The 22,867-nt window shown below is 35.7% G+C and carries 24 protein-coding genes; 20 read left to right on the forward strand and 4 right to left on the reverse strand.

Annotated elements, in window-relative coordinates:
* Position 1 precedes the first annotated feature (1 nt).
* The 3 genes from JFT95_RS03665 to JFT95_RS03675 all read left to right on the forward strand — a co-directional run bounded on the left by JFT95_RS03665 (position 2) and on the right by JFT95_RS03675 (position 5,637).
* On the forward strand, positions 2 to 1,939 hold the full coding sequence (locus tag JFT95_RS03665) for a M56 family metallopeptidase (RefSeq protein WP_201051456.1): 1,938 nt from the start codon (positions 2 to 4) through the stop codon (positions 1,937 to 1,939).
* Between the two features lie 273 nt (positions 1,940 to 2,212).
* The gene (locus JFT95_RS03670) at positions 2,213 to 2,785 is read left to right on the forward strand and encodes a TetR/AcrR family transcriptional regulator (RefSeq protein WP_000963368.1); all 573 of its coding nucleotides are present in this window, start codon (positions 2,213 to 2,215) and stop codon (positions 2,783 to 2,785) included.
* 206 nt (positions 2,786 to 2,991) lie between these two features.
* Positions 2,992 to 5,637: a YhgE/Pip domain-containing protein gene (locus tag JFT95_RS03675; RefSeq protein ID WP_201051458.1), complete on the forward strand. Its 2,646-nt coding sequence runs from the start codon at positions 2,992 to 2,994 to the stop codon at positions 5,635 to 5,637.
* A gap of 39 nt (positions 5,638 to 5,676) precedes the next feature.
* Here the strand turns inward: JFT95_RS03675 and JFT95_RS03680 are convergent, their stop codons facing one another.
* Positions 5,677 to 6,399 (reverse strand): hypothetical protein, encoded by a 723-nt coding sequence (locus JFT95_RS03680; RefSeq protein WP_201051460.1) that lies wholly within the window; start codon positions 6,397 to 6,399, stop codon positions 5,677 to 5,679.
* A gap of 185 nt (positions 6,400 to 6,584) precedes the next feature.
* Here JFT95_RS03680 and JFT95_RS03685 point away from each other — a divergent pair, with 185 nt between their 5' ends.
* From JFT95_RS03685 to yknW, 3 genes are read left to right on the forward strand one after another with little or no spacing between them, the layout of a single operon-like run.
* On the forward strand, positions 6,585 to 6,797 hold the full coding sequence (locus JFT95_RS03685; RefSeq protein ID WP_201051462.1) for a hypothetical protein: 213 nt from the start codon (positions 6,585 to 6,587) through the stop codon (positions 6,795 to 6,797).
* A 36-nt stretch (positions 6,798 to 6,833) separates the two neighbouring features.
* Positions 6,834 to 7,136, forward strand: coding sequence for a DUF2087 domain-containing protein (locus tag JFT95_RS03690; protein WP_201051464.1), 303 nt, complete (start codon positions 6,834 to 6,836; stop codon positions 7,134 to 7,136).
* A gap of 24 nt (positions 7,137 to 7,160) precedes the next feature.
* Positions 7,161 to 7,838 carry a YknW family membrane protein gene (gene yknW / locus JFT95_RS03695; RefSeq protein ID WP_201051466.1) on the forward strand — a complete coding sequence of 226 codons (678 nt, stop codon included), beginning with the start codon at positions 7,161 to 7,163 and terminating at the stop codon, positions 7,836 to 7,838.
* An 83-nt stretch (positions 7,839 to 7,921) separates the two neighbouring features.
* Here the strand turns inward: yknW and JFT95_RS03700 are convergent, their stop codons facing one another.
* The gene (locus JFT95_RS03700; protein ID WP_201051468.1) at positions 7,922 to 8,275 is read right to left on the reverse strand and encodes a PH domain-containing protein; all 354 of its coding nucleotides are present in this window, start codon (positions 8,273 to 8,275) and stop codon (positions 7,922 to 7,924) included.
* 149 nt (positions 8,276 to 8,424) lie between these two features.
* On the opposite strand from JFT95_RS03700, the gene JFT95_RS03705 reads away from it, so the two are divergent.
* Both JFT95_RS03705 and JFT95_RS03710 read left to right on the forward strand, forming a co-directional pair.
* A complete protein-coding gene (locus JFT95_RS03705; protein ID WP_201051470.1) occupies positions 8,425 to 8,934 on the forward strand; it encodes a GNAT family N-acetyltransferase in 510 nt (169 codons plus the stop codon).
* A 224-nt stretch (positions 8,935 to 9,158) separates the two neighbouring features.
* Positions 9,159 to 10,172, forward strand: a complete 1,014-nt coding sequence (locus JFT95_RS03710; RefSeq protein WP_002087115.1) for a LacI family DNA-binding transcriptional regulator — start codon at positions 9,159 to 9,161, stop codon at positions 10,170 to 10,172.
* 39 nt (positions 10,173 to 10,211) lie between these two features.
* Here the strand turns inward: JFT95_RS03710 and yhfH are convergent, their stop codons facing one another.
* Positions 10,212 to 10,340 (reverse strand): protein YhfH, encoded by a 129-nt coding sequence (gene yhfH / locus JFT95_RS03715; RefSeq protein WP_000567010.1) that lies wholly within the window; start codon positions 10,338 to 10,340, stop codon positions 10,212 to 10,214.
* Between the two features lie 203 nt (positions 10,341 to 10,543).
* Between yhfH and JFT95_RS03720 the strand changes: the two genes are divergently transcribed.
* The 10 genes from JFT95_RS03720 to JFT95_RS03765 all read left to right on the forward strand — a co-directional run bounded on the left by JFT95_RS03720 (position 10,544) and on the right by JFT95_RS03765 (position 20,191).
* Positions 10,544 to 11,278 carry an MBL fold metallo-hydrolase gene (locus JFT95_RS03720; RefSeq protein WP_201051471.1) on the forward strand — a complete coding sequence of 245 codons (735 nt, stop codon included), beginning with the start codon at positions 10,544 to 10,546 and terminating at the stop codon, positions 11,276 to 11,278.
* A 9-nt stretch (positions 11,279 to 11,287) separates the two neighbouring features.
* Positions 11,288 to 12,277, forward strand: coding sequence for a lipoate--protein ligase (gene lplA / locus JFT95_RS03725; RefSeq protein ID WP_000897293.1), 990 nt, complete (start codon positions 11,288 to 11,290; stop codon positions 12,275 to 12,277).
* A 145-nt stretch (positions 12,278 to 12,422) separates the two neighbouring features.
* On the forward strand, positions 12,423 to 12,839 hold the full coding sequence (locus JFT95_RS03730; protein ID WP_201051473.1) for a hypothetical protein: 417 nt from the start codon (positions 12,423 to 12,425) through the stop codon (positions 12,837 to 12,839).
* Positions 12,840 to 13,016: 177 nt separating this feature from the next.
* Entirely contained in the window at positions 13,017 to 14,549 is a 1,533-nt protein-coding gene (locus JFT95_RS03735; protein ID WP_061688990.1) for a fatty acid--CoA ligase family protein, read from the forward strand.
* Positions 14,550 to 14,734: 185 nt separating this feature from the next.
* On the forward strand, positions 14,735 to 14,986 hold the full coding sequence (locus tag JFT95_RS03740; RefSeq protein ID WP_201051475.1) for a hypothetical protein: 252 nt from the start codon (positions 14,735 to 14,737) through the stop codon (positions 14,984 to 14,986).
* Positions 14,987 to 15,075: 89 nt separating this feature from the next.
* Positions 15,076 to 16,098 carry an S-layer homology domain-containing protein gene (locus tag JFT95_RS03745; protein WP_201051477.1) on the forward strand — a complete coding sequence of 341 codons (1,023 nt, stop codon included), beginning with the start codon at positions 15,076 to 15,078 and terminating at the stop codon, positions 16,096 to 16,098.
* A gap of 233 nt (positions 16,099 to 16,331) precedes the next feature.
* Positions 16,332 to 17,387 carry a sulfate ABC transporter substrate-binding protein gene (locus JFT95_RS03750; protein ID WP_002011197.1) on the forward strand — a complete coding sequence of 352 codons (1,056 nt, stop codon included), beginning with the start codon at positions 16,332 to 16,334 and terminating at the stop codon, positions 17,385 to 17,387.
* Positions 17,388 to 17,408: 21 nt separating this feature from the next.
* Entirely contained in the window at positions 17,409 to 18,236 is an 828-nt protein-coding gene (cysT, locus tag JFT95_RS03755) for a sulfate ABC transporter permease subunit CysT (RefSeq protein WP_201051478.1), read from the forward strand.
* Positions 18,237 to 18,247: 11 nt separating this feature from the next.
* Positions 18,248 to 19,105: a sulfate ABC transporter permease subunit CysW gene (gene cysW / locus JFT95_RS03760; protein WP_201051479.1), complete on the forward strand. Its 858-nt coding sequence runs from the start codon at positions 18,248 to 18,250 to the stop codon at positions 19,103 to 19,105.
* A 12-nt stretch (positions 19,106 to 19,117) separates the two neighbouring features.
* Entirely contained in the window at positions 19,118 to 20,191 is a 1,074-nt protein-coding gene (locus tag JFT95_RS03765; RefSeq protein WP_078178113.1) for a sulfate/molybdate ABC transporter ATP-binding protein, read from the forward strand.
* Positions 20,192 to 20,261: 70 nt separating this feature from the next.
* Here JFT95_RS03765 and JFT95_RS03770 read toward each other — a convergent pair whose 3' ends face one another.
* On the reverse strand, positions 20,262 to 20,453 hold the full coding sequence (locus JFT95_RS03770; RefSeq protein ID WP_044741124.1) for a hypothetical protein: 192 nt from the start codon (positions 20,451 to 20,453) through the stop codon (positions 20,262 to 20,264).
* Between the two features lie 34 nt (positions 20,454 to 20,487).
* Here JFT95_RS03770 and JFT95_RS03775 point away from each other — a divergent pair, with 34 nt between their 5' ends.
* Entirely contained in the window at positions 20,488 to 21,594 is a 1,107-nt protein-coding gene (locus JFT95_RS03775) for a metallophosphoesterase (protein ID WP_201051480.1), read from the forward strand.
* A 245-nt stretch (positions 21,595 to 21,839) separates the two neighbouring features.
* On the forward strand, positions 21,840 to 22,817 hold the full coding sequence (locus tag JFT95_RS03780) for an HD domain-containing protein (RefSeq protein WP_201051481.1): 978 nt from the start codon (positions 21,840 to 21,842) through the stop codon (positions 22,815 to 22,817).
* Positions 22,818 to 22,867: the final 50 nt, after the last annotated feature.

Here is a 22,867-nt window from a genome sequence, read left to right on the forward strand (position 1 = left end):
AATGATAGACACGCTTATAAATGTATACCTTCCTCATTTTTTTGATTGGCTTATAGAAACGTCACTTATGGCTAGCATATTAGTTGGATTTATCTTATGTATAAAAGTTCTATTTAGAAATAAGTTAACGCCGAGATGGCAATATATGCTGTGGATCGTATTAATGATAAGACTTCTTTTACCATGGTCACCAGATAGCTCTTATAGTATTTATTCATTACTTTCCTATAGTTCTAGTGTATCGGAAGTTATTCCAAAAAATATGCCGTCTACTGAGAGTATAGTGAACATAGAAACCAATCATACAGTGGAATTGGAATCAAATTCTGAAACTGTGACAAAAAATGGTGAACCTGAAGTAAACGCGAGTGCGGAACAACAGACTACATTTTCTTTATACAAACTTGCTCTATATGTTTGGCTAGCTGGGGTAATCGTATTAGCAGTCATAACGTTTATTACAAATAGACGTTTATATTCTTACATAAAGAAACAAGCGGATATTACGGATGAACAGGTCGTTACAGTGTTTAATCGCTGTAAGCAGTCTATGAAAATGAAGAAGGCAGTTTCATTACGTCTAGCAGAAAAGATTGCGAGCCCAACTGTTTTCAGTTTCTTTCGGCCGAAAGTATTACTATCAAAAAAACATATGAAAGTATTAAATGAGCAACAATTACAATATGTCTTTTACCATGAGTTAGCTCATATTAAGAGAAACGACGTAGCTGTAAATTGGATTATGTACAGTTTGCTCCTATTAAATTGGTTCAATCCGATTCTTTGGTACGCCTATTTCTGTATGCGAGAAGATCAAGAATTAGCCTGTGATGCATATGCGCTTACTTTTATAGATAAAGAGGAGCAAATTGCATACGGTCATACAATTATTACTCTTTTAGAACATTATTCCTATCAAGCACCAAGCCTAGCAAATTTAAGTAGAAATAAACGAACACTGAAAAGGAGAATCGTTATGATTAAAAAGTTCCAAAAGAAATCTTATCGTCTTTCTTTACTTGGAATCATTGCTATAGCAGCTATAGCAGGCGGATTCTTATTAAATGCAAGGATAACTGAGGGGGATGAAAGACAGAAAGAAAAAGTTGTAGAAAAAAAGCAATCTAAAGCGGCTTTTGAAAAAGCGATAGAAACAGTATTAGGTACACCGGAGAATGCAAGTAGAGAATGGGGGATGTCAATAAAGTCATATAAAAGGAATACAGATTTTTTGTATTTGGCAGAAAAGAATTTTACAAAAGAAGAATTTGAGCAGTATGTTCAATTATTTAAGGAAGCGCAAGAAATTCATAAAAAAGCAATGGTTAAGAAAAATGTGCCTGAGAATTATGATGGAGATACAAAGGAATATAAACCTGAACGCTTGAAGAAAGCTGATCAAGAAAGACTAGCTACTATTGAGAAGACATTAAAACCGCTTAGAGATAAGCTGGAGAAGTCTTTAACATATACTATAGAAGAAGCGAAAGATCATGTACCATTTCAAATTAAGCAGCCGACTTATATGACTGAAGGTTATGAGTTAAAAAGAGAATGGGCTGATTCATATTTTGGAAGAGATGTAGAATTAGTTATTAAATCAGAATATACAAAAGGGAAATATGGTTTTACAATTTATCAGTCAAGAATGTATGTAGGTGGTAATAAGGATCCACTACACTACATGATGCCTGGAGAAGAGAATCTAGAAAGTTATAGTTTAGATGGGAAAGGAATGGTATATAATAAATCTTCTCATGGAGAGGGTAAGTTAAGAGGCCTCAAAATGTTTGTACCAGCACAAGGTAAGAATAGTGAGTATCAAATTGTCATAGTGAATGATATTTTTACAAGAGATACAAAGATATACGAAGAGATAATCGATGATGAGCTAACTAAGAAAGAGATGGAGAAAATATTACTTTCTATGTCAAAATAAAAGACAGTGTTCTTAAACTTTTGGTTTTAAGAACACTGTCTATTTAATTAGATTTCTAGTGTGATCTAGCCAGCAATTGTTATGAATATATTCTTGCTTTCCATACAAGTATACTTTTTGATACACTATGGACAGTATGATATAACTTGACTGGAATTTTTTTATACTGGGGATAATAAAAAAGAGAACTTGTATAGAATGTAAGCGTGTGGTAATATCAAAGATGTACTGATTGACTATATTATCCAATTGGTCATTTTTGGAGGTGAAGATGTGGCGATAGATCGAAAACGTTCTATTATTGAAGCTGCAACAAAGTCTTTTTCAGCGTTCGGTTATAAAGCAACAACGATGGATCAAGTAGCGAAGTTAGCGAATGTAGGAAAAGGAACGATTTATACTTTTTTCAAAAATAAAGAAGAGCTATTTGGTGAAATTATTTCTAATTTAATTACAGAAATGAAGCAAGTTGCAGAAAATGCAATTCGTTCAGATATTTCATTTTTTGAAAATGTACATAGAGCATTATATAGCATATTAGAATTTAGAAAAGAACATCAGCTCATGATTAAACTAATTCAAGAAGAGCGTGATATGGGAACGAAAGAAGTACAAGAAGTGATGCAACAAGTAGATGTGGAAATCGTTTCTGTTATTCAATCGTATTTAGAAATTGCGATTGAAAAGGGTGAAATTAGCAAATGTGATCCAGAAATTACAGCGTTTATTATGCTTCGCCTATACGTATCACTTATTTTTGATTGGGAAAAAAATCATGAACCGTTAGAAAAAGAAAAAATATCGGAATTATTCGAACTTTATTTACTAAAAGGATTGTCAAATTAAGATAATCCTTTTAATATTATAAAAAATGACTAATTGAACAAATTGGTCAATCGTATAAGGAGGATGGTTAAATATAATCATGTAGATGAAAATGTGCATAGTATAAATTCGGGGATAAGGCATATGTATGAACAGATATAGCCTTTTTATTTGGGTAAAAATGACTAAAAATACATTTTGGTCATTTTTGAAAAGGGGGATAAATTATGAAATGGCATAAGTTGCTTAGTAAAGAATTTGCAGAGATTATAAAAAGTAAAAAAATATTAATCCCAATCATTGCGGTTTTATTTGTACCGATTTTATATGCAGGTATGTTTTTATGGGCCTTTTGGGATCCGTATAAACAGTTAGATGATTTGCCAGTGGCGGTAGTCAATTTAGATAAAGGTGCAGTATTTGATGGGAAACCAATTGAGGTCGGAAAAGGGCTCGTTGATAACTTAAAAGATAATACAAGTTTCAAATGGGAATTTGTAAGTGAAAAAGAAGCGAAAGAGGGAATGGAAGGCAGAAAGTATTACATGTTAGTACGTATTCCAGATGACTTCTCAAGTAACGCTACAACGTTATTAAAAGACGATCCGAAACCATTGAACTTAGAATATATTCCAAATGAAAGTTTAAACTTCTTATCTTCACAAATTGGCGGAACAGCCATTGAAAAAATTAAAGGTGAAGTATCAAGTACGTTAACGAAAACATATGCAGAGAAAATGTTTGATTCCATTAAAGACGTCTCAAAAGGATTAGCAGATGGAGCGGACGGAGCGAATAAGTTACATGATGGAGCTAGTGAGTTGCATGATGGATCAGGTAAAGTGACGGATGGACTCCATACACTTCAAGGGAAATCTGGAGAGATGAAAGATGGAGTTGGGAAATTAGCAGATGGATCTAATAAATTACAAGATGGATCCGAGAAAGTAACAGCAGGTTTAAATACATTAAATAGCAAAACGGGTGAGATGCAGATAGGTATAGGGAAATTACAAGATGGATCCGAGAAAGTAACAGCAGGCTTAAATACGTTAAATAGTAAAACAGGTGAGATGCAGACAGGTATAGGGAAATTACAAGATGGATCTCAGAAAGTAACGGCAGGTTTGAATACATTAGTAAGTAAAACAGGTGAATTAAAAACAGGAACGAATGAATTATCAACTGGCATGGAAAAACTTGCCGAAGGACAAAGTAAATTAGAGGGAGTTTCTCAAAACATTGAAAAGGGTTTGCAAGAGTTAAATAGTACAGTGAAAAATTCTGTTGCAGGCTTAGAGGAAATGCAGTCGAAAGTTCCTACTATATTAAATACGGTAAATCAGAAAATAGATGGTGCTGGAGAAAATATAAGTCAGTTAAATGAAGTCGCTCAATCAACAGCAGGGGATGCAAAAACTGCAGCGCAAGATGTTGCAAATTTACAAAAACAAATCGAGAGTTTACCAAAAGAATATCAAGAGCAGTTACAACCATATATAACAAATGCGGCAAAAAGTACAGCGACGGTTCAGCAGAAAGCTGCCGGAGTAGCAGGTGGAACAAATAAATTAAATGAAGAAGTAAAACAATTAAAAGGCGAAATACATCAAACAACAAGTGATGCGCAAAACAAATTACCGAATACAGCGGGATTGAAATCTTTAACGGATGGTATTGAGAAATTAGCCAGTGGACAAAAAGGATTTGTTGAAAATTTCCAAGGATTTGGTAAGAATTTAAATGCAGCAAAAGAAGGCGCAAATAAATTTAAAAACGAATCCGGTCAATTAATTGATGCGATAAATCAATTAGCAGATGGCTCGGGTCAAGTAACAGGTGGCTTAGACACATTATCTGCAGGAGCAAATCAAATGTCAGGCGGAATAAATCAATTGGCAGATGGATCAAACCAAGTAACAGGCGGTTTAGGCACATTATCTGTAGGAGCAAGTCAAATGACAGGCGGAATAACGCAATTAGCAGATGGCTCAAGTCAAGTAACAACTGGCTTAGGTACTCTAAATGGTGGCCTAAATAAAATGTCCACTGGCTCAACCCAGCTAATCGACGGAGTAAATAAACTAGCAGATGGATCAGGAAAAGTGACAGATGGCCTCGTAAAAGTAAATGATGGTTCAGGTGAACTTGCTGAGAAACTTGGCGAAGGGGCAGAGAAAACTGGTGAAGTGAAAGGAACGGATAAAACGTATGATATGTTTGCAAGCCCTGTAAAAGTGAAGACGGAGAAAATGGCGGAAGTTCCAAACTACGGAACAGGATTCACACCGTATTTCTTATCACTCGGTTTATTCGTTGGGGCATTACTATTATCTATCGTATACCCATTACGCGATACAGTCGGCGTTCCGAAATCAGGATTCAGCTGGTTTATTAGTAAGTTTGGTGTTTTACTATCAGTCGGTATTATTCAAGCAATAGTAGCAGATGTCATATTACTGTTCTGGTTAGGTGTAGAAGTACAAAGTATTCCATACTTTATACTCTTTAGTATTGTTACGAGCTTAGCGTTTATTTCATTAATTCAATGTTTAGTAACAGCATTCGGTGATGCAGGGCGTTTCATCGCAATCATCACATTAATTATTCAGCTTACAACAAGTGCTGGAACATTCCCGCTAGAGTTGATTCCGAAGTATTTACAACCATTTAATGCTTGGTTACCGATGACATATTCTGTATCAGGATTGAAAGCAGTCGTATCAAGCGGAGACTTTAACTTCATGTGGCAAAATATTGGGATACTCATGATCTTTATCGTTGTATTATCACTTGGAACAATTGCTTCATTAACGTGGATGCACAAACGACAATTTAAAAATATTGCTGAAAATCAATCGATTGAAGCTTAAATAAGACCAATAAAAAAAGGCACCGAAATGGTGCCTTTTTTATTGGTCTTGTTTTATTGGTTGAGAAAATTCATTTGTTTTTCTATTTTTACGGAACAAGTATATAACAATACTTATAAGAATAATTGTAGCTACAATCCAAACAAATGGACCATATCTTTCAGCAAAAGTATATAGTTTCATGTTACTGGCAATGTCCTCTTTTGTTTTTCCTATTAGAATTTCTGAGCCACTATACCCTTCAAGTGTATCTCCTTTTTTTATACCAAAAATAAGAGTATCTGATTTGTTTTCTATTCCTGTATATCGGTATCCCTTACCTTTAATTGTTAATTGAGTATCATCCTTTTTTAGTGAGTAATCTTCGGTGGAAATATCTTTTCCTAACAGTGTAATTGGCTCCATTGAAAAACGGATTTCTTTTAATGCAGGAAGAGCCTCATTGTTTAGTAAGAGCTGCTTTGCAATATGCTGCTCGGTATCAATGTTTTTCCAATTTGCTTTTCGTCGTTTATATGTATTAATTTCAAGAAGTGCAAATTCTTTATTTTGAAGTTTTTCCTCTGTAATAGGTTGTGTAGTAGTTAATGTTCCTTTTAATAAAATCACACCGTCTTTTGCAGATTGAAATGAAGAGACTTCCTTCGTTTCTTTTAATGTATTGATAGCACCTCTATAATCTTCTTTTCCTAAAAGAACAGCTCCTGTATGTACGGTTAAAATAAGATATAGGATGCTTAATACTATAATAGCTTTTTTCACTATGTACCCTCCAAAGTATGTATAAATGGATTATAACATAATTTACCATATGGAATTGTTAATTTGAATAATAAGTTACAAATATAAGGGTGATAAATAAATTAAAAAAGTGTGGATGAGAGGAGTAAAAGTGAAAAGGAATTACAACAATTTGCAGAGAAACATAGAATAGAGGAGTTGATACGATGAAAGGAAATCTTACTTATTATTTTATCTTAAATCCGCTAATCATCTTTCTTGTTTACGCCCTTTCACCTATCTTGTTTCATAAAGAAAAATATATAAATATGAAAGATGCACTAGGAATACTTTTAGTTTACTATGTGCTAATTAGCGGGTATTACCTTATGGATGTTGTAAGTAAAAGAATGAAGAAAAATAGTAAGGACAAACAATAAAGTTTTATTACATAAAAACTGATGGAGGACAACAAAATGACCGAAAGCCAAATGAAATTTCGTGATACGACCATTCGCAATTTTTTCGATAAAGAGGATCGTTTAAAATCGATTCCAGGTCAAAAGAAGAAAAAACTAGTATTGTTAGAGTATTTAGTGAGCAAGTTAAACGCTGAAAATCAATATACAGAAAAAGAAATTAATACATTCATAAAACAATATCATGATGATTCTTGTACGATTAGACGAGAATTCATAGTGCATGGATTTATGGATCGTGAGGATAATATGTACCATATAAACGGGAGAGAAGTGTGGACGAAGTGGGAGGAGTTATAAGTGTAATAAGGAAGGGGAATTTTCTTGCAAGTTAGTAGTCTTATACAGGAAGAGATTTCGGGAAAACCATCGATTATTGGGATATTCACTTCACCAACACTACAATTCAAAAGGATGAAGAATCAAAGAAATATATTTTTCCCGTTAGCTCTTTTAATTGTGCTTATTATAATTTCAAGTGCCTTAATGTCTTGGAATTCTTTAAATAATCCTGCACTCAGTATGTTTCATGATAAAACGGGATTTACTGTTCCGAAATACATAACTTTCTTTACTACATTTGGATTTTCAGCAGTCAGCGGAATCATAGCTATACTTTTTGCACCTATATTCTATAAGAACATTATGATTTTCTTTGGAGTTGATATTAACTATAAAGAAACATTCCCGATAATCATTTATGCTTCGTTTGTATTAAGGATAGGGATGATTTTAAACGGATTAATTGCATTTTCTCTAAGTGGGTATGAGATATCTTATACAGGTTTAGGTGCAATAGCGACAGATAATATGATCTTGCATACAATTGCTCAAAGAATAGATATATTTAATATTTGGTATTACGTTTTATTAGGAATAGGTTTAAAAACGATAACGAATTTAAATAAAGACAAACTTATCCCTCTTATTATTGTACTTTTCGTTTTCACTAGTGTATTAGCGAGCATGGCTGGGTTTATGCAGGAAATAGCTAAACCGTAAGGATAGGTGGGAGTCGGGCTGCCCGTAAAAGCCCGATTGGTGAGGGCTAATAATCAGTGGGGGATGAATAAAATCCCCACTGATTATGAATCCGTGCTAGTTTTGCATTTTCTCTGTAGTAAGTCTATGAATTCTTCAATATTTGAACTTGTAATGTATCCCACCGTTATATATTCATCTTCATAATAAAATATTATTTTTTTATCAAAGATTCTTCTCTTCGTTTCTATAGATACAATTTTTTCATACTCAAATTCGAAAATTAATGTATTTTTATATTGGCTAAAAAAGAGAATTCTTCTATTAGTAGCAAGTAGCATGCCCGGATACGGAACTTTATGCGTAATAATATAGCCAGTAAGTGAACAATTTAAAGTAGATATAATAACTTCGTCTTTATGTAATAGTTGTTTTGCAGCTGTTAAAATTGGATTCATTTTATGCATTCCTTTTATATAGATGTAAGGATATTGTATCAAAAGTGAAAAGATTCTCAATATGTAATGTTGCATATTGAGCGTTTTAGAGATTCTTAGTTTGATAGTTCCAATATTATTTTTAAAAGAAAAAGGTACGAGGTGATTCGGTGATACGATTAGCAAAAGAGGTTGATGCGGAATCAATTATGGATATTAGAAAAGAAATTATATTATCAGAAACTACTACAAAGTTTTTTATATCATCTCCAAATAAATTACCAAATGATATTGATTCAGAAAGAGAAAAGATACAGACAAGTAGTGAAAAAGGCAACCTTTATATAGTTTACGAGGTAGATAGTAAGGTGGTTGGCTTTCTGGTTTTCAAACGATATGAACTAGAACGGTTACGACATGCAGGCACAATGGGAATGGGGATTAGGGAGGCGTATTGTAATCAAGGCATTGGTACGAAACTAATTGAATTTCTTATTAGCTGGGCTAAAGGGAAGAAAGGTTTAGAGAAAATTTGCTTAGGTGTAGTTTCTATTAATGATAGAGCAATTCAAGTGTACAAACGTATTGGCTTTGTAGAAGAAGGAAGGCAAAGAAAGCAAATTAAATATGAAGATGGATCATATGGAGACGACGTATTGATGGCTTTTTATATTGAATAGAATTCTTATTAATTAAGAAGGTATATATACGTTATGGTATGTAAACCTTTTTTTATATGCATATTGTGAAATTCTAAAAGTAGTGTGTAATTCCCTGCCATTAACAGACTTTTCCCTATGTATAATATTAATATAGTAAAATCATAAGAACCTATATTGCAGTTTCCAATAATATACTATATAATCAGGATAAGAAAACGTTTTCATGCAAAGGGGGAAATTTCGTGTCGACTATCGAGGACGTGGCGAAATTAGCGGGGTTATCAAGGACAACGGTTTCTAGGGTGATCAATAATCATCCATATGTTTCAGATGAGAAGAAGAAAAGGGTTCAATTAGCAATGAAGCATTTAGGCTTCGTTCCTAATTCTGCGGCGAGAAGGCTTCGTAAACAAAAAACAGAAACAATTGCGGTGCTTGTTCCAAGGATTACAAATCCTTTTTTTAGTAGATTTATTGAAGCAATTGAGATTGCTGCTTCTGAACATAAATATAAACTGATTATTTGTCAAACAAGATATTTACCGGAAAAAGAGATGGAGTATTTACAATTATTATCTACGAAACAAGTAGATGGGATTATTCTATGTTCACTAGAAAATCCATGGGAGAATGTGGAGCCATACTTGCAACACGGTCCAATCGTGTTATGTAATGAATATATTGAGGAAGCAAATGTTCCAACAGTGAAGTTCGATCATGCACAGGGTGCATACATAGCTGCCAATCATGTATTAGAACAAGGATATCGTAATCTGATTTTTTGCCGTGGCAACGAAACGAAAGTAGTGAGCCAACAGCGAAAAATGGGCTTTTTACGCGCTATTACTGAAAAGAGTAGAGAAGTGGAAGCGATCGATTTTCTTGAAAACGCTTTCTCTTGGGATGATGGAAAACGAATATTCAATGAAGTATTAAAGGACAAAAAAAATCCTACCGCGATTTTGGCAGGAGGCGACGAGGTTGCAGCTGGAATTATCTCAGAGGCGAAACGCCATGGTTGGAGTATTCCAGAAGATCTCGCTGTGATCGGTTTTGATAATCAAATTTTGGCGCAGATTACAGAGCCAGGTATTACGACAATTGAACAACCAATCGACGAGATGGCCCGAAAAGTTGTCGACTTAATGATGGATAAAATCCATACGAAAAATTATCGACAAAAAGAATTGTATGAGTTTGAACTGGAGCTCTTGGTGAAAGGTTCAACGATGAAGGATACGATGTTATTAGCCTAGTAGACTATGTCTGCTAGGTTTTTTTATGTTTACAAACTACTATTCTTCGTGAACGCAATCGTCACATTTGTTATGGTATGCTTCGTGCTGCTCATCAATTTCCTTCCCGCAATGAGCACAAGTTTTCGTCGGTAAATTTCGGAAAAACTCCATTGGTTGATCGATCATGTCAATCCCTCCATTTCCATTTCTTACTATCATTGTATTAGTACAAAAAACAAAAGTCAACAACTGTTTTATAACAAAAGTGAAAATTAATGAAAAAGTTTAGGAAATGGATTATAGTTAACAATGTAGGATGTAAGTAAAAAACTTTCTCAAGTACGGAAAAAAACGGCATTCCTACGCGGTTTTAGAAAGGATGGATACATATGAAGATGACTGTTGTCGGCTTTTGGGGCGGCTTTCCAGAAGCGGGAGAAGCAACGTCGGGGTATTTGTTTGAACACGATGGTTTTCGTTTACTTGTAGACTGTGGCAGTGGTGTACTAGCACAGCTTCAAAAATATATAACACCATCTCATATAGATGCAGTTGTACTGTCACACTATCATCATGATCATGTTGCAGACATTGGGGTGCTGCAATATGCAAGATTAATTACGAGTGTGACAAAAGGACAACTACCGGAGTTACCAATATACGGTCATTCGTTTGATGAGAATGGATTCCATTCTTTAACGCATGAACCGCATACGAAAGGAATCGCGTACAATCCAAAAGAAACACTTCAAATTGGACCGTTCTCCATTTCATTCTTAAAAACTGTTCATCCTGTTACATGCTTTGCGATGCGTATTATAGCTGGCGATGATGTTGTTGTATACAGTGCAGATTCAAGTTATATTCCTGAATTTATTCCGTTCACAAAAGATGCTGATCTTTTCATTTGTGAATGTAATATGTATGCACATCAAGAGGCTGCAAAAGCAGGGCATATGAATAGTACAGAAGTAGCAAGTATTGCGAAAGATGCAAATGTAAAAGAACTTTTATTAACGCACTTACCGCATACAGGCAACCCATCTGATTTAGTAACAGAAGCAAAACAAATTTTCAGTGGCCATATTACGCTAGCGCATAGTGGCTACGTATGGAATTCATGAGGTGATACGATGTTATTTATTGATAATAAAGGGATTACAGATCCTAGAATAAACTTAGCAATTGAAGAATATTGTGTGAAGAATTTAGATATTAACGAAACATATTTACTGTTCTACATTAACAAACCTTCCATTATCATTGGTAAAAACCAAAACACAGTAGAAGAAATTAATGCAGATTACGTAAAAGAACAAGGAATTCATGTCGTTCGTCGTCTATCAGGCGGAGGCGCAGTATATCATGATTTAGGAAACTTAAACTTCAGCTTTATTACGAAAGATGATGGAGATAGTTTCAGCAACTTTAAAAAATTCACAGAACCTGTAACGAAAGCGCTTGGTAAATTAGGCGTAAATGCAGAACTAAGTGGTCGTAACGACATTTTAGCTGAAGGTAGAAAAATTTCAGGTAACGCGCAGTTCTCAACGAAAGGTCGTATGTTCAGTCACGGTACGTTACTATTTGACTCTGAAATCGATCACGTCGTATCAGCACTAAAAGTGAAAATGGATAAAATTCAATCAAAAGGAATTAAATCAATCCGTAGCCGCGTTGCGAATATTACAGAGTTCTTAAACGAAAAAATGACGACAGAAGAGTTTAGACAACTTCTTCTAGAAACAATTTTCGAAGGTGAGACAGAAATTCCAACGTACGAATTAACAGAAAATGATTGGAAAGAAATCCATAAACTTTCTGAAGAGCGCTACCAAAATTGGGACTGGAACTACGGAAAATCTCCGAAGTTCAACTTACAACATTCACACCGCTTCCCAGTTGGACAAGTTGACGTTCGTCTTGAAGTGAAAAAAGGAACAGTAACAGAATGTAAAATTTACGGTGACTTCTTCGGATCACTAGATGTTCATGACATTGAAGAGCGTCTAACAGGCGTACAATTTGATAAAGATGCATTCACTGTAGCTTTAGAAGGCGTAGATATCGCGCGCTATTTCGGTAATATTACAACAGAAGATTTCTTACATTTATTCTTCTAAAGAAGAAGCCATCCCAAAATACCTTTTGGGATGGCTTTTTTTATTATGAATTCATTTACCGTTAAAAGCGTCCCTAAAAACATCTACTAGCAGGACATTCTTTTATTATAAAGGAAGTATATATAATTAAAGGAGGATGATCGAAATGAAAAGGATAATACACTTTATATTATTGATCAGCTTCGTTATTGGAATGACAGCTTGTAACGATGAAACTTCTTCAAACCGTACGACTTTGTCTATTGGAAAGCCAGCGAAGGATAATGTCATATATTATACGCATACAAATAACAAACAAAAAATAAATGATATACAAACTATGTTTCAAAATAAGAAATGGAGAAGAAATGAAACGTTTAGTAAAACGCCAGATTTCGTCTTGTCGATAGATGAGGACAATAAAGGATTGCCGACATTATATGTTACAGTCTACTTGCATGAAAATGGAGCGGACGCTCTCAATTTGTATGGAGAGTATACGGCTTTAAATAAAGAGGAAGTTGAAAAACTTAGAGAGAAGATGAGTGCATATTATCCTACAATGATTTTAGCTATGGTTTAACTATATGTTTGTACCTGTTTTTTTTACATATAATTCTCGTATCTTACTAAAGTATTCTGGAAGAAAGTGGTTTATGTATATTCGATTAATAGAATATCACTTGCTACTTTAATTTTCTTTTAATATAATTAATTTAGAATTTTTAAATATTCTAAATTTTATAAAGGTGGGGTTTGTGTGAATCTCGTTCAATCTTTGGCTGAAACGGCAAAAAAGAAGGGGGATAAACCGGCGTACATATTTATGGATCAGTCGGTCTCTTATGACCAATTAAACAAAGTGGTCACTAGGTTTTCTAGTAATTTAGCAAAAATGGGCGTTGGAAAAGGGGACAATGTCGCATTAGCTGTAGGCAATTCACCACATTTTTTAGTAGGTTTATACGGAACGATGAAAGCCGGAGCAACTGTCATTCCGATTAATCCAATTTATACAGCAGACGAAATACATTACATATTACAAAATGGAGATGTAAAAACAATCATTGTACTCGACGTCCTTCTACCTGTTATACAATCTCTTACAACAAGACTTCCTTCACTTGAAAATATCATCATATGCGAAACCTCATCAGATTTTACTCATACAGAAACGGAAAAAATGAAAACGTTTACTAGTTTTATAGGAACTGGAGATATAACTTACGAAGGTCCTGAACTAGATGAAGAAGATGTAGCTGTTATTTTATACACTTCAGGTACAACTGGAAAGCCAAAAGGCGCTATGTTAACACATAAAAACCTATATAGTAACGCAAGCGATGTTGCGTCATATTTACAATATACTGCGGATGATCGCGTCGTTGCGGCATTGCCGATGTTCCATGTGTTCTGTTTAACGGTTGCAGTAAATGCGCCGATTGTGAACGGGGCAACGATTTTAATGGTACCGAGGTTTAGTCCGAAAGAAGTATTCCGTATTTGTCGTACGTATGAACCAACGATTTTTGCAGGTGTGCCGACGATGTACAATTACTTATATTTATTTGAAGAAGCAAGCGCAGAAGATGTAAAGACGCTTCGTCTCTGTATTTCAGGTGGTGCGTCAATGCCTGTTGCCCTTCTGCAAAACTTTGAAAAACGTTTTGATGTGATTGTTTCAGAAGGATACGGCTTATCAGAAGCATCACCAGTTACTTGTTTTAATCCATTAGATCGTCCTCGTAAACCAGGTTCGATTGGTACAAATATTTGGCACGTAGAAAATAAAATTGTGAATGAACTTGGGGAAGAAGTACCTGTCGGTGCAGTTGGGGAGCTAATTGTTCGCGGACCTAACGTTATGAAGGGTTACTATAATGCGCCAGAAGATACAGCTGCGACACTTAAAGACGGCTGGCTATATACAGGTGACTTAGCGAAAATGGATGAAGAAGGTTACTTCTATATCGTCGATCGCAAAAAAGATATCGTCCTAGTTGGTGGTTATAACGTATACCCTCGTGAAGTAGAAGAAGTATTATATACTCACGAATCTGTGGCTGAAGTTGTCGTAATTGGTGTACCGGATGAAAACTTAGGAGAAGCAGTGCGAGCTTACGTCGTTCTGAAGCAAACGAACGTAACAGAAGAGGAGCTTACGCATTACTGCACGCTGCATTTAGCGAAATACAAAGTGCCAAAGAGCATTGAGTTTTTAACAGAATTGCCGAAGAATACAACTGGTAAGTTGTTACGAAGAGCTTTGAGAGAGAAGGCATTGCAAGTATAAAAATAAAGATATCCATCACTATGACTACATGTATAGAGATGGATATCTTTTTGTCCCAAAAAAGCTGGATTAGTTTGGATGGACAAAATTCTTACTTATTAAAGTTTCACGTTATTTTTTAGAATTGGTTAAGCTATAAGCCCATATATTTAAACCGTAATATGACTAATAAGGAGGAGATATACGTGGAGCAGAAGGAATTACGCTTACGGAAAGTGCAATATCTTATTTGTGACATTATGGATGAAATGAATATGGAGAGGGAAAAGAAGAACTTAGAAACATTGCAAAAGGTAATTGATTACCTTTCAGGGGCGATAGGTGATTTAGTTGATCCATCAAGCTCGTATTCTATTGATTATTTGGAAAGAAAAGTTCACACGGCGCATTATTTACTTTTTAAAAATGAGCGGAAGGCGTACTTATGTAGGAAATAGTATTATTAATTTTATTTGATATTGATAATCATTATCACTATGATAGTTATGTTGGGTATATTCATATAAAAAGAGATGTCGTATTGATAATGATTAAGAAAAAATATGTTAATGCGTTCGTTATAGCAGCAACTTTAGCAGTTCCACTAAGTGGTTTCAATGCGCCAATTGCAAAAGCAGATGTGATTGAAATGAAGGCAGCTAGTAAATTTGCAGATGGTACATATGACGTTATTTTAAAAACTTATAAAGATCAAACGAATGAAACATCTGTTGCTTCTACGTATTTAAAAAATGCAAAAGTAACAATTCAAGGTGATAAAAAAATCGTTACGTTAACAGTTCAAGATAGTAGCTATTTCCAGTATCTTAAAGTAGAAGATACTAATAAAGTGGGGACATTCCATGATGTGAAAGTGATCTCTGAAGATAAAACAAATAATGGTACGAAAGTTGTTCAATTTGAAATCGATGAGTTCTCGAAAAAATATAATATGCAAATGCATATATTAATTCCAGCAATTAAATATGATCATAAATATCAAGTGCAGTTTGAAATCGATGCGAGTGCAATTGAAAAGAAATCTAAGTTCTCAGATGTACCGACTTGGGCACAAGAGTCAGTTCAATATTTAGTAGACAAAGAGGCAGTACACGGTAAGCCAGATGGTACATTTGCACCAGCTGAAAATATCGATCGTGGTTCAGCAGCAAAAATATTAGCTACTGTTTTAGGATTAGAAATTAATAAAGATGCGAAGCCATCATTCCGCGATGCTCAAAATCATTGGGCTACACCTTACATCGCAGCAGTTGAAAAAGCGGGCATTGTAAAAGGTGATGATAAGGGTAACTTTAATCCGAGCGGGCTAATTAACCGTGCATCAATGGCTTCTATGCTTGTGAATGCATATAAATTAGAAAGAAATGAAAATATTAAACTACCAAAAGAATTTGCTGATTTAAAAGATCATTGGGGTACGAAGTATGCGAACATTTTAATCCAAGAAAATATTTCAGTTGGAACAGATAATGGATGGGCTCCAGATAAATCGGTAAGCCGCGCAGAAGCAGCTCAATTTATTGCAAAGACAGATAAGTTAAAGAAATAAATCGAAACTAAAATCAGTGGGATTCTATTCCCGCTGATTTTTAGCTTGTATGAAGTTTCTTATATAATAATTCCGAATTCCAAGTTGACACATGTGAATTACGGAATTAAAATGGAAAGAAATCAAACAGAATACAATAGAAGCTCATCAGAGAAACTGAAGGCGCACAACGTTCACTTTTGTGAATAGATTGTGTGCCTTTTTCTATTGTACAAACTAAGGGGGCTTTATATATGAAACAGTGGAGTAAGACAGCATTAATGAAAAGTACAGGTGTTTTATTATCAGCATTTGTCCTTTTGTCAGGGTGTGGTTCGGCAACATCCACTAACAATTCTGAAGGAAGTGCAGATAAGAAGACAGTCGAACTTTTAAATGTTTCATATGATCCAACGCGTGAGTTATATCAAGATTTCAATAAAGACTTTGCGAAGTATTGGAAAGAGAAGCATGGTCAAACAGTAAATGTAAAGCAATCACACGGGGGATCTGGAAGTCAGGCACGCTCCGTTATTGACGGCTTAGAAGCAGATGTTGTAACATTAGCGCTCGCTTATGATATTGACGCGATTAGTAAGAAGAAACAACTAGCAGAAGATTGGCAGAAGCGACTTGCGGATAATTCTACTCCGTATACATCAACGATTGTATTTCTTGTGAGAAAAGGAAACCCGAAAGGAATTAAAGATTGGGATGATTTAACGAAAAAAGGTGTGTCTGTCATTACACCAAACCCGAAAACATCTGGGGGAGCACGGTGGAACTATTTAGGGGCGTGGGGATATGCACTGAAGAAATATAACAATAGTGAAGATAAGGCGAAAGAGTTTGTTGGCCAAATTTATAAAAACGTAGAAGTACTAGATTCAGGAGCACGCGGGGCAACGACGACTTTCGTTGAAAAAGGAATTGGTGATGTGTTAATCGCTTGGGAAAATGAAGCGTTATTATCACAAAAAGAACTTGGAAAAGATAAATTCGAAATTGTAACACCTTCGATTAGTATACTTGCCGAGCCGCCAGTAGCAGTTGTAGACAAAGTCGTTGATAAAAAAGGAACGAAAAAAGTAGCAGAAGGATATCTTGAATATTTGTATTCAGAAAAAGGGCAAGAAATTGCGGCGAAAAACTTTTATCGCCCTCGTAATGAAAAAGTAGCAGAAAAGTACGCATCACAATTTCCGAAAGTTCAATTATTTACAGTTGATGAACTATTTGGAGGATGGAAAAAAGCACAAGAAAAGCATTTTAATGATGGCGGCGTATTCGATCAAATGTATAAAAAATAAGGGGGGATGAGGTGACGTTATATGAGGAAGAAGCGTGTCTTACCAGGGTTTGGATTATCTCTTGGATTTACAATGCTGTATATGAGCTTATTCGTACTTATACCACTTTCTATCGTATTTATTCAAACTTCGCAGCTAGGCTGGAAGAAGTTCGCACAAGTTATAACGAGTGAGCGTGTGTTGCATTCCTATCAAGTAAGTTTCACAACTTCACTTGCAGCGGCAATCGTAAATGCCATTTTTGGTTTATTAATTGCTTGGGTACTCGTTCGCTACACATTTCCAGGGAAACGGTTATTAGACGGACTAATCGATTTACCATTCGCTCTTCCGACTGCTGTAGCTGGTATTACACTTACGACGCTTTATGCGGAAAATGGCTGGGTTGGAAAAATATTTAGTGTGTTTCATATAAAAGTAGCTTTTACCCAGCTCGGAATTATTGTGGCGCTTACGTTTATTGGCTTACCCTTTGTCGTTCGAATGGTGCAACCAGTGCTGCAAAGTATTGATAAAGAAGTAGAAGAAGCAGCTTCTAGTTTAGGGGCGTCACGCTTTCAAATATTTGTGAAAATTATTTTGTCAGAAATATTCCCGGCTCTACTTGCTGGTTTTTCACTCGCCTTTGCTCGGGCGTTAGGGGAATATGGATCTGTCGTGTTCATTGCAGGTAATATGCCGATGAAAACAGAAATCGCACCGCTTATGATTATGACGAAACTAGAACAATATGATTATGCAGGCGCAACAGCTGTAGCGGCTGTGATGCTTATTATTTCTCTCCTTTTCCTACTATTTATTAATATGATTCAAACTTGGAGCAGAAGGCATGAACTGAAAAGTGAATAGGAGGGGAGAAAATGGAACCAACATTATTAGAAAAGAAAATAGTAAAAAGCGTATCAGTTAAAAAAGAATCTAAATTTGTACCAATTCTATTCATTACGATAACAATTTTATTTTTATCTCTCTTTCTATTACTGCCGCTCGTGACAATTTTTATGAAAGCGTTCGAACGAGGAATTGATGTATATATTGCCGCTGTAACAGATCAAGAAGCATTTTTGGCAATCAGGTTAACACTTCTCGTTGCATTAATTGTTGTACCGCTGAATACGATATTCGGAATAGCAGCAGCTTGGCTTATTACGAAGTTTCAGTTTAAAGGAAAGCAAGTATTATTATCTCTTATTGAACTGCCGTTTGCTGTATCACCAGTTATCGCAGGATTAGTATTCGTTTTACTTTTCACACCTCGTGCGGCTCTTGGCGGATGGTTATTGGAACACGGGATAAAGCTCATCTTCTCTGTCCCTGGCATTATCATTGCGACAATCTTTGTTACGTTTCCGTTCGTTGCACTTGAATTAATCCCGGTAATGCAGGCGCAAGGGAAGAGTGAAGAAGAAGCGGCTCTATCACTTGGCGCAAGCGGCTGGAAAATGTTTTGGCACGTTACGCTTCCGAATATAAAATGGGGCCTTTTATACGGCATGATTTTATGTAATGCCCGGGCCATTGGTGAATTCGGCGCCGTTTCCGTTGTATCTGGTCACGTGCGCGGCGTTACAAATACGATGCCGCTTCATATTGAAATTTTGTACAATGAATATCAATTTTCAGCAGCGTTCGCTGTGGCGACTTTAATGTCACTCATCGCAGTTTTTACGCTCGTTATAAAAAACTGGATTGAATGGAGAATGGAAAAACGACAATAAGGAGTGAGTGCGGTGAGTATTCAAATTCAAAATGTATCAAAACAATATGGTACATTTCAAGCGCTGACAGACATTCATTTAGATATTCCAAAAGGAGAACTTGTTGCCTTATTAGGCCCATCAGGTTCTGGGAAAACGACGTTATTACGAATTATTGCAGGACTAGAAGAAGCGGATGGAGGTTCGATTTCTTTTGATGGGGAAGATTTAACTGATATTCACGTGAAAAACCGGCAAGTCGGTTTCGTCTTCCAGCACTATGCACTTTTTAAACATATGAATGTATTTGAAAATATCGCTTTCGGTTTAAAAGTAAGAAAGAAAAACTTACGACCTTCAGCTGAAGTAATAAAAGAAAAAGTAACAGAACTATTGAAACTAGTAAAAATGGATGGTTTCGCAAAACGTTATCCAGCGCAATTATCTGGCGGACAACGCCAACGTATCGCACTAGCCCGGGCACTTGCAGTCGAACCGAAAATTTTATTGCTAGATGAACCGTTCGGTGCACTTGATGCGAAAGTACGGAAAGAATTGCGAAGATGGCTCCGGAAACTACATGACGAATTTCAAATTACGAGCGTATTCGTAACGCATGACCAAGAAGAAGCGTTAGACGTTGCGGACCGCATCGTTGTAATGAATGAAGGACGCATTGAACAAATGGGAACGCCGGAAGAAGTATATGAAAAACCAGCAAGTCCGTTCGTATATGACTTTTTAGGAAACGTGAATTTATTTCACGGCCGCGTTCATAAAGGTAAACTAAATGTAGGATCGGTGGAACTAGAAGCACCAGAGCATAAGCACGTTTCAAACGTAGACGGAGTGGGATACGTAAGACCACATCACTTATCAATCGATCGTACGAAACAAAGTATAGATGCCATCCCGGCGAAAGTAACATACTCACATGCAGTTGGCCCTGTCGTATATGTAGAATTGAAGCGCGACGGAACAGATGAGTATCTAGAAGCAGAAATTAGTAAAGAGCAGTTTAGACAGCTGAACATTCAAGCTGGTGACTTTGTATACGTACAGCCGAGAGAAGTGAAGGTGTTTATTCCGGAGGATTTTGTGATTTAATAGTGAAAAGCCACACCTATATGAGTATTTATAGGTGCGGCTTTTCTTTGTTTACGTGAATGTCTGATTTTTATATATTCCGCCTCATCAATTCCCCAACCTGCGTCGCAATAAACGCAACATCAATGTCAATTTCATCCAACACGTAAGATTCTAAAATGCCCATTACAGCCGTTCCTAAAAACTTTAAAACGATGTGTTTATCAATGTTTTTATTGTGAAGATTGATGTGCTTAATATTTACGTTAAACGTGCATAACAAGTTATAATAGAAGAAATCAATAAGGAGGCTGGCTGTGAAAAGTTTTCGTTATCTCAATATATTCACTATTTTAATTGTATACACACTACTCATGTTTTACATCGGCTGGAACGGATGGGTTTGGCTTCATGCGGTATTCGGCTGGGAATCTTGGGGATATTACGCTTTCATAGTCGGATTTATTTCATATGCGTATATTCTCGTACAAGTGTTTAAATTTCTTCCTTTCCTGCGAACGGTCGGTTCAATTTGGTTTGCGGTCATACAATACGCGCTTATGTTATTGCCGTTAGCCGATATTACAGTTTTCCTTCTACAGCTTTCAATGGAGAAAGAGACGGCAATTGTTTGGACAGGATCGGCCGTGTTACTTGCGTTCATCTTTATTTTTGCGTATGGAGTATTCAACGCATATAGTCCAGTAGTAAGAAAGTACGAAGTGCACATACCGAAAAAAGTAGAAGGGCGTAAAAGTTTACGCATTGCGATGGCCTCTGATATGCATTTCGGTAAACTGTCTGGTGTTTCGCATTTAAAGAGACTCGTTCGTCATGTAAATGAAATGGAGCCCGACATTATTTTACTGCCTGGTGATATTATCGACGATCATCCAGGTGTGTTCATTCAGAAAAATATGGGACCAATCATGAAACAGATGAAAGCTCCATTAGGCGTATATGGTGTGTTAGGAAACCACGAGTATTATGGAAGAGCGGTTCCTGAATTTTTACAAGAGATGGATAAGATTGATATTCGTATTCTGTTAGATGAAGTGATTACAATTGAAGATCATTTTTATCTCGTTGGAAGAAGAGATAAAACAGAGCGAGATCGCCAAAGTTTTGAAAATCTAATGAGTACGGTAGATAAATCTATGCCAGTTATCGCAATGGATCATCAACCATTCGAGTTAAAACAAGCAGCGGAGGCTGGCGTTGATTTATTATTATCCGGTCACACGCATCGCGGACAAATGGCTCCGAACCATATTGTGACGAGAAGAATGTACGAACTAGACTGGGGATACGCACAAAAAGGTGCATTCCACGCAATTGTTTCTTCTGGATTTGGATTCTGGGGACCACCGCTTAGACTGGGAAGTAGATCTGAGATTGTGCAGGTTGAAGTTACATTTGAATAGGGTTGTGAAATAGAGAGCTGAGTGCTCTCTATTTTTCTAATAAAAAAAGGCTCCATATAAGGAGCGCTCAATAAAAGTATAATAAATGAATTAAAACAAATAACAGACATTTATAATATAATTAAAAATAAACGTAAAATCAATATATTTTTAATTATAGATATACAAGAGCGGAATGTCCGTATTTACTCTACTTGGAAAAAGAGATACTATAAGAAGACTCTGCTTGAAAAGGGGGATTTTAAGTGATCATATTAGATGCCATATACGGTGAGTTTAAAGTAGATAAAGTGTTAGAAGAATTAATTTTAAGTAAACCTGTGCAAAGGCTGAAAGGGGTTCATCAAGCCGGAGCAAGTTACTTAATGAATGAGAAATGGAATGTAACGCGCTTTGATCATTCAGTTGGTGCTATGTTGTTAATTAAAAAGCTTGGTGGTTCAGTAGAAGAACAGATTGCTGCTTTACTGCATGATGTATCGCATACTGTTTTTTCCCATGTGATCGATTACGTTTTTGATAACGAAAATGAAAGTTATCATGAAGAAATATTTAGTGCTGTCGTGAAAAACTCGGAAATCCCGGCGATTCTTTCAAAACATGGTTATAACTATGAAGATATTTTGTTAGATGATTCGAAGTGGACATTACTTGAAAGATCTGCGCCAGAATTATGTGCAGACCGAGTGGATTACACATTACGGGATATGTTTACATATGGATATATTTCTTTAGAAGAAGTTCATAGTTTTTTAGAGGACTTAATCGAAGTAGATGGGAAAATGGTTCTTCAAAATATTGAAATTGCAGAATGGTTTACGAAGACGTATTACAAAGAAGTAATTTATTTCTTTATGAAACCAATGAATATTTATGGAAACGATATGTTAGCTAAGACGTTAAAATTAGCTCTTCATAAAAAGATAATCCATCCAGATGATTTTCTTCTTGAAGATCATGAGCTTATTACGAAATTGCGGCTATGTAAAGATCAAGAAGTAGATGCTTTATTAAGAAAAGTTCATCCAAGTATAGAAGTAAAAGAAGATAGAAATGAGTATGATCTACATCAGAAAAATAAAGTGCGTCTTATTGATCCTCCATTACTTCGTGAAGGTGAAGTTGTTCGATCGTCTGTTTTATCGGAAAAAATAAGACAGATGAGCGATATCGCTTATGAAAAGGCGATAAGAGGGATGTATGTGAAAGTGATTTCTAATTAGTTTATTTGTAATAGGAAAAGGTGTCATCAATTATGATGACACCTTTTCGC

The organism is Bacillus sp. TH17, from assembly GCF_016651125.1.
GTDB classification, from domain to species: domain Bacteria; phylum Bacillota; class Bacilli; order Bacillales; family Bacillaceae_G; genus Bacillus_A; species Bacillus_A mycoides.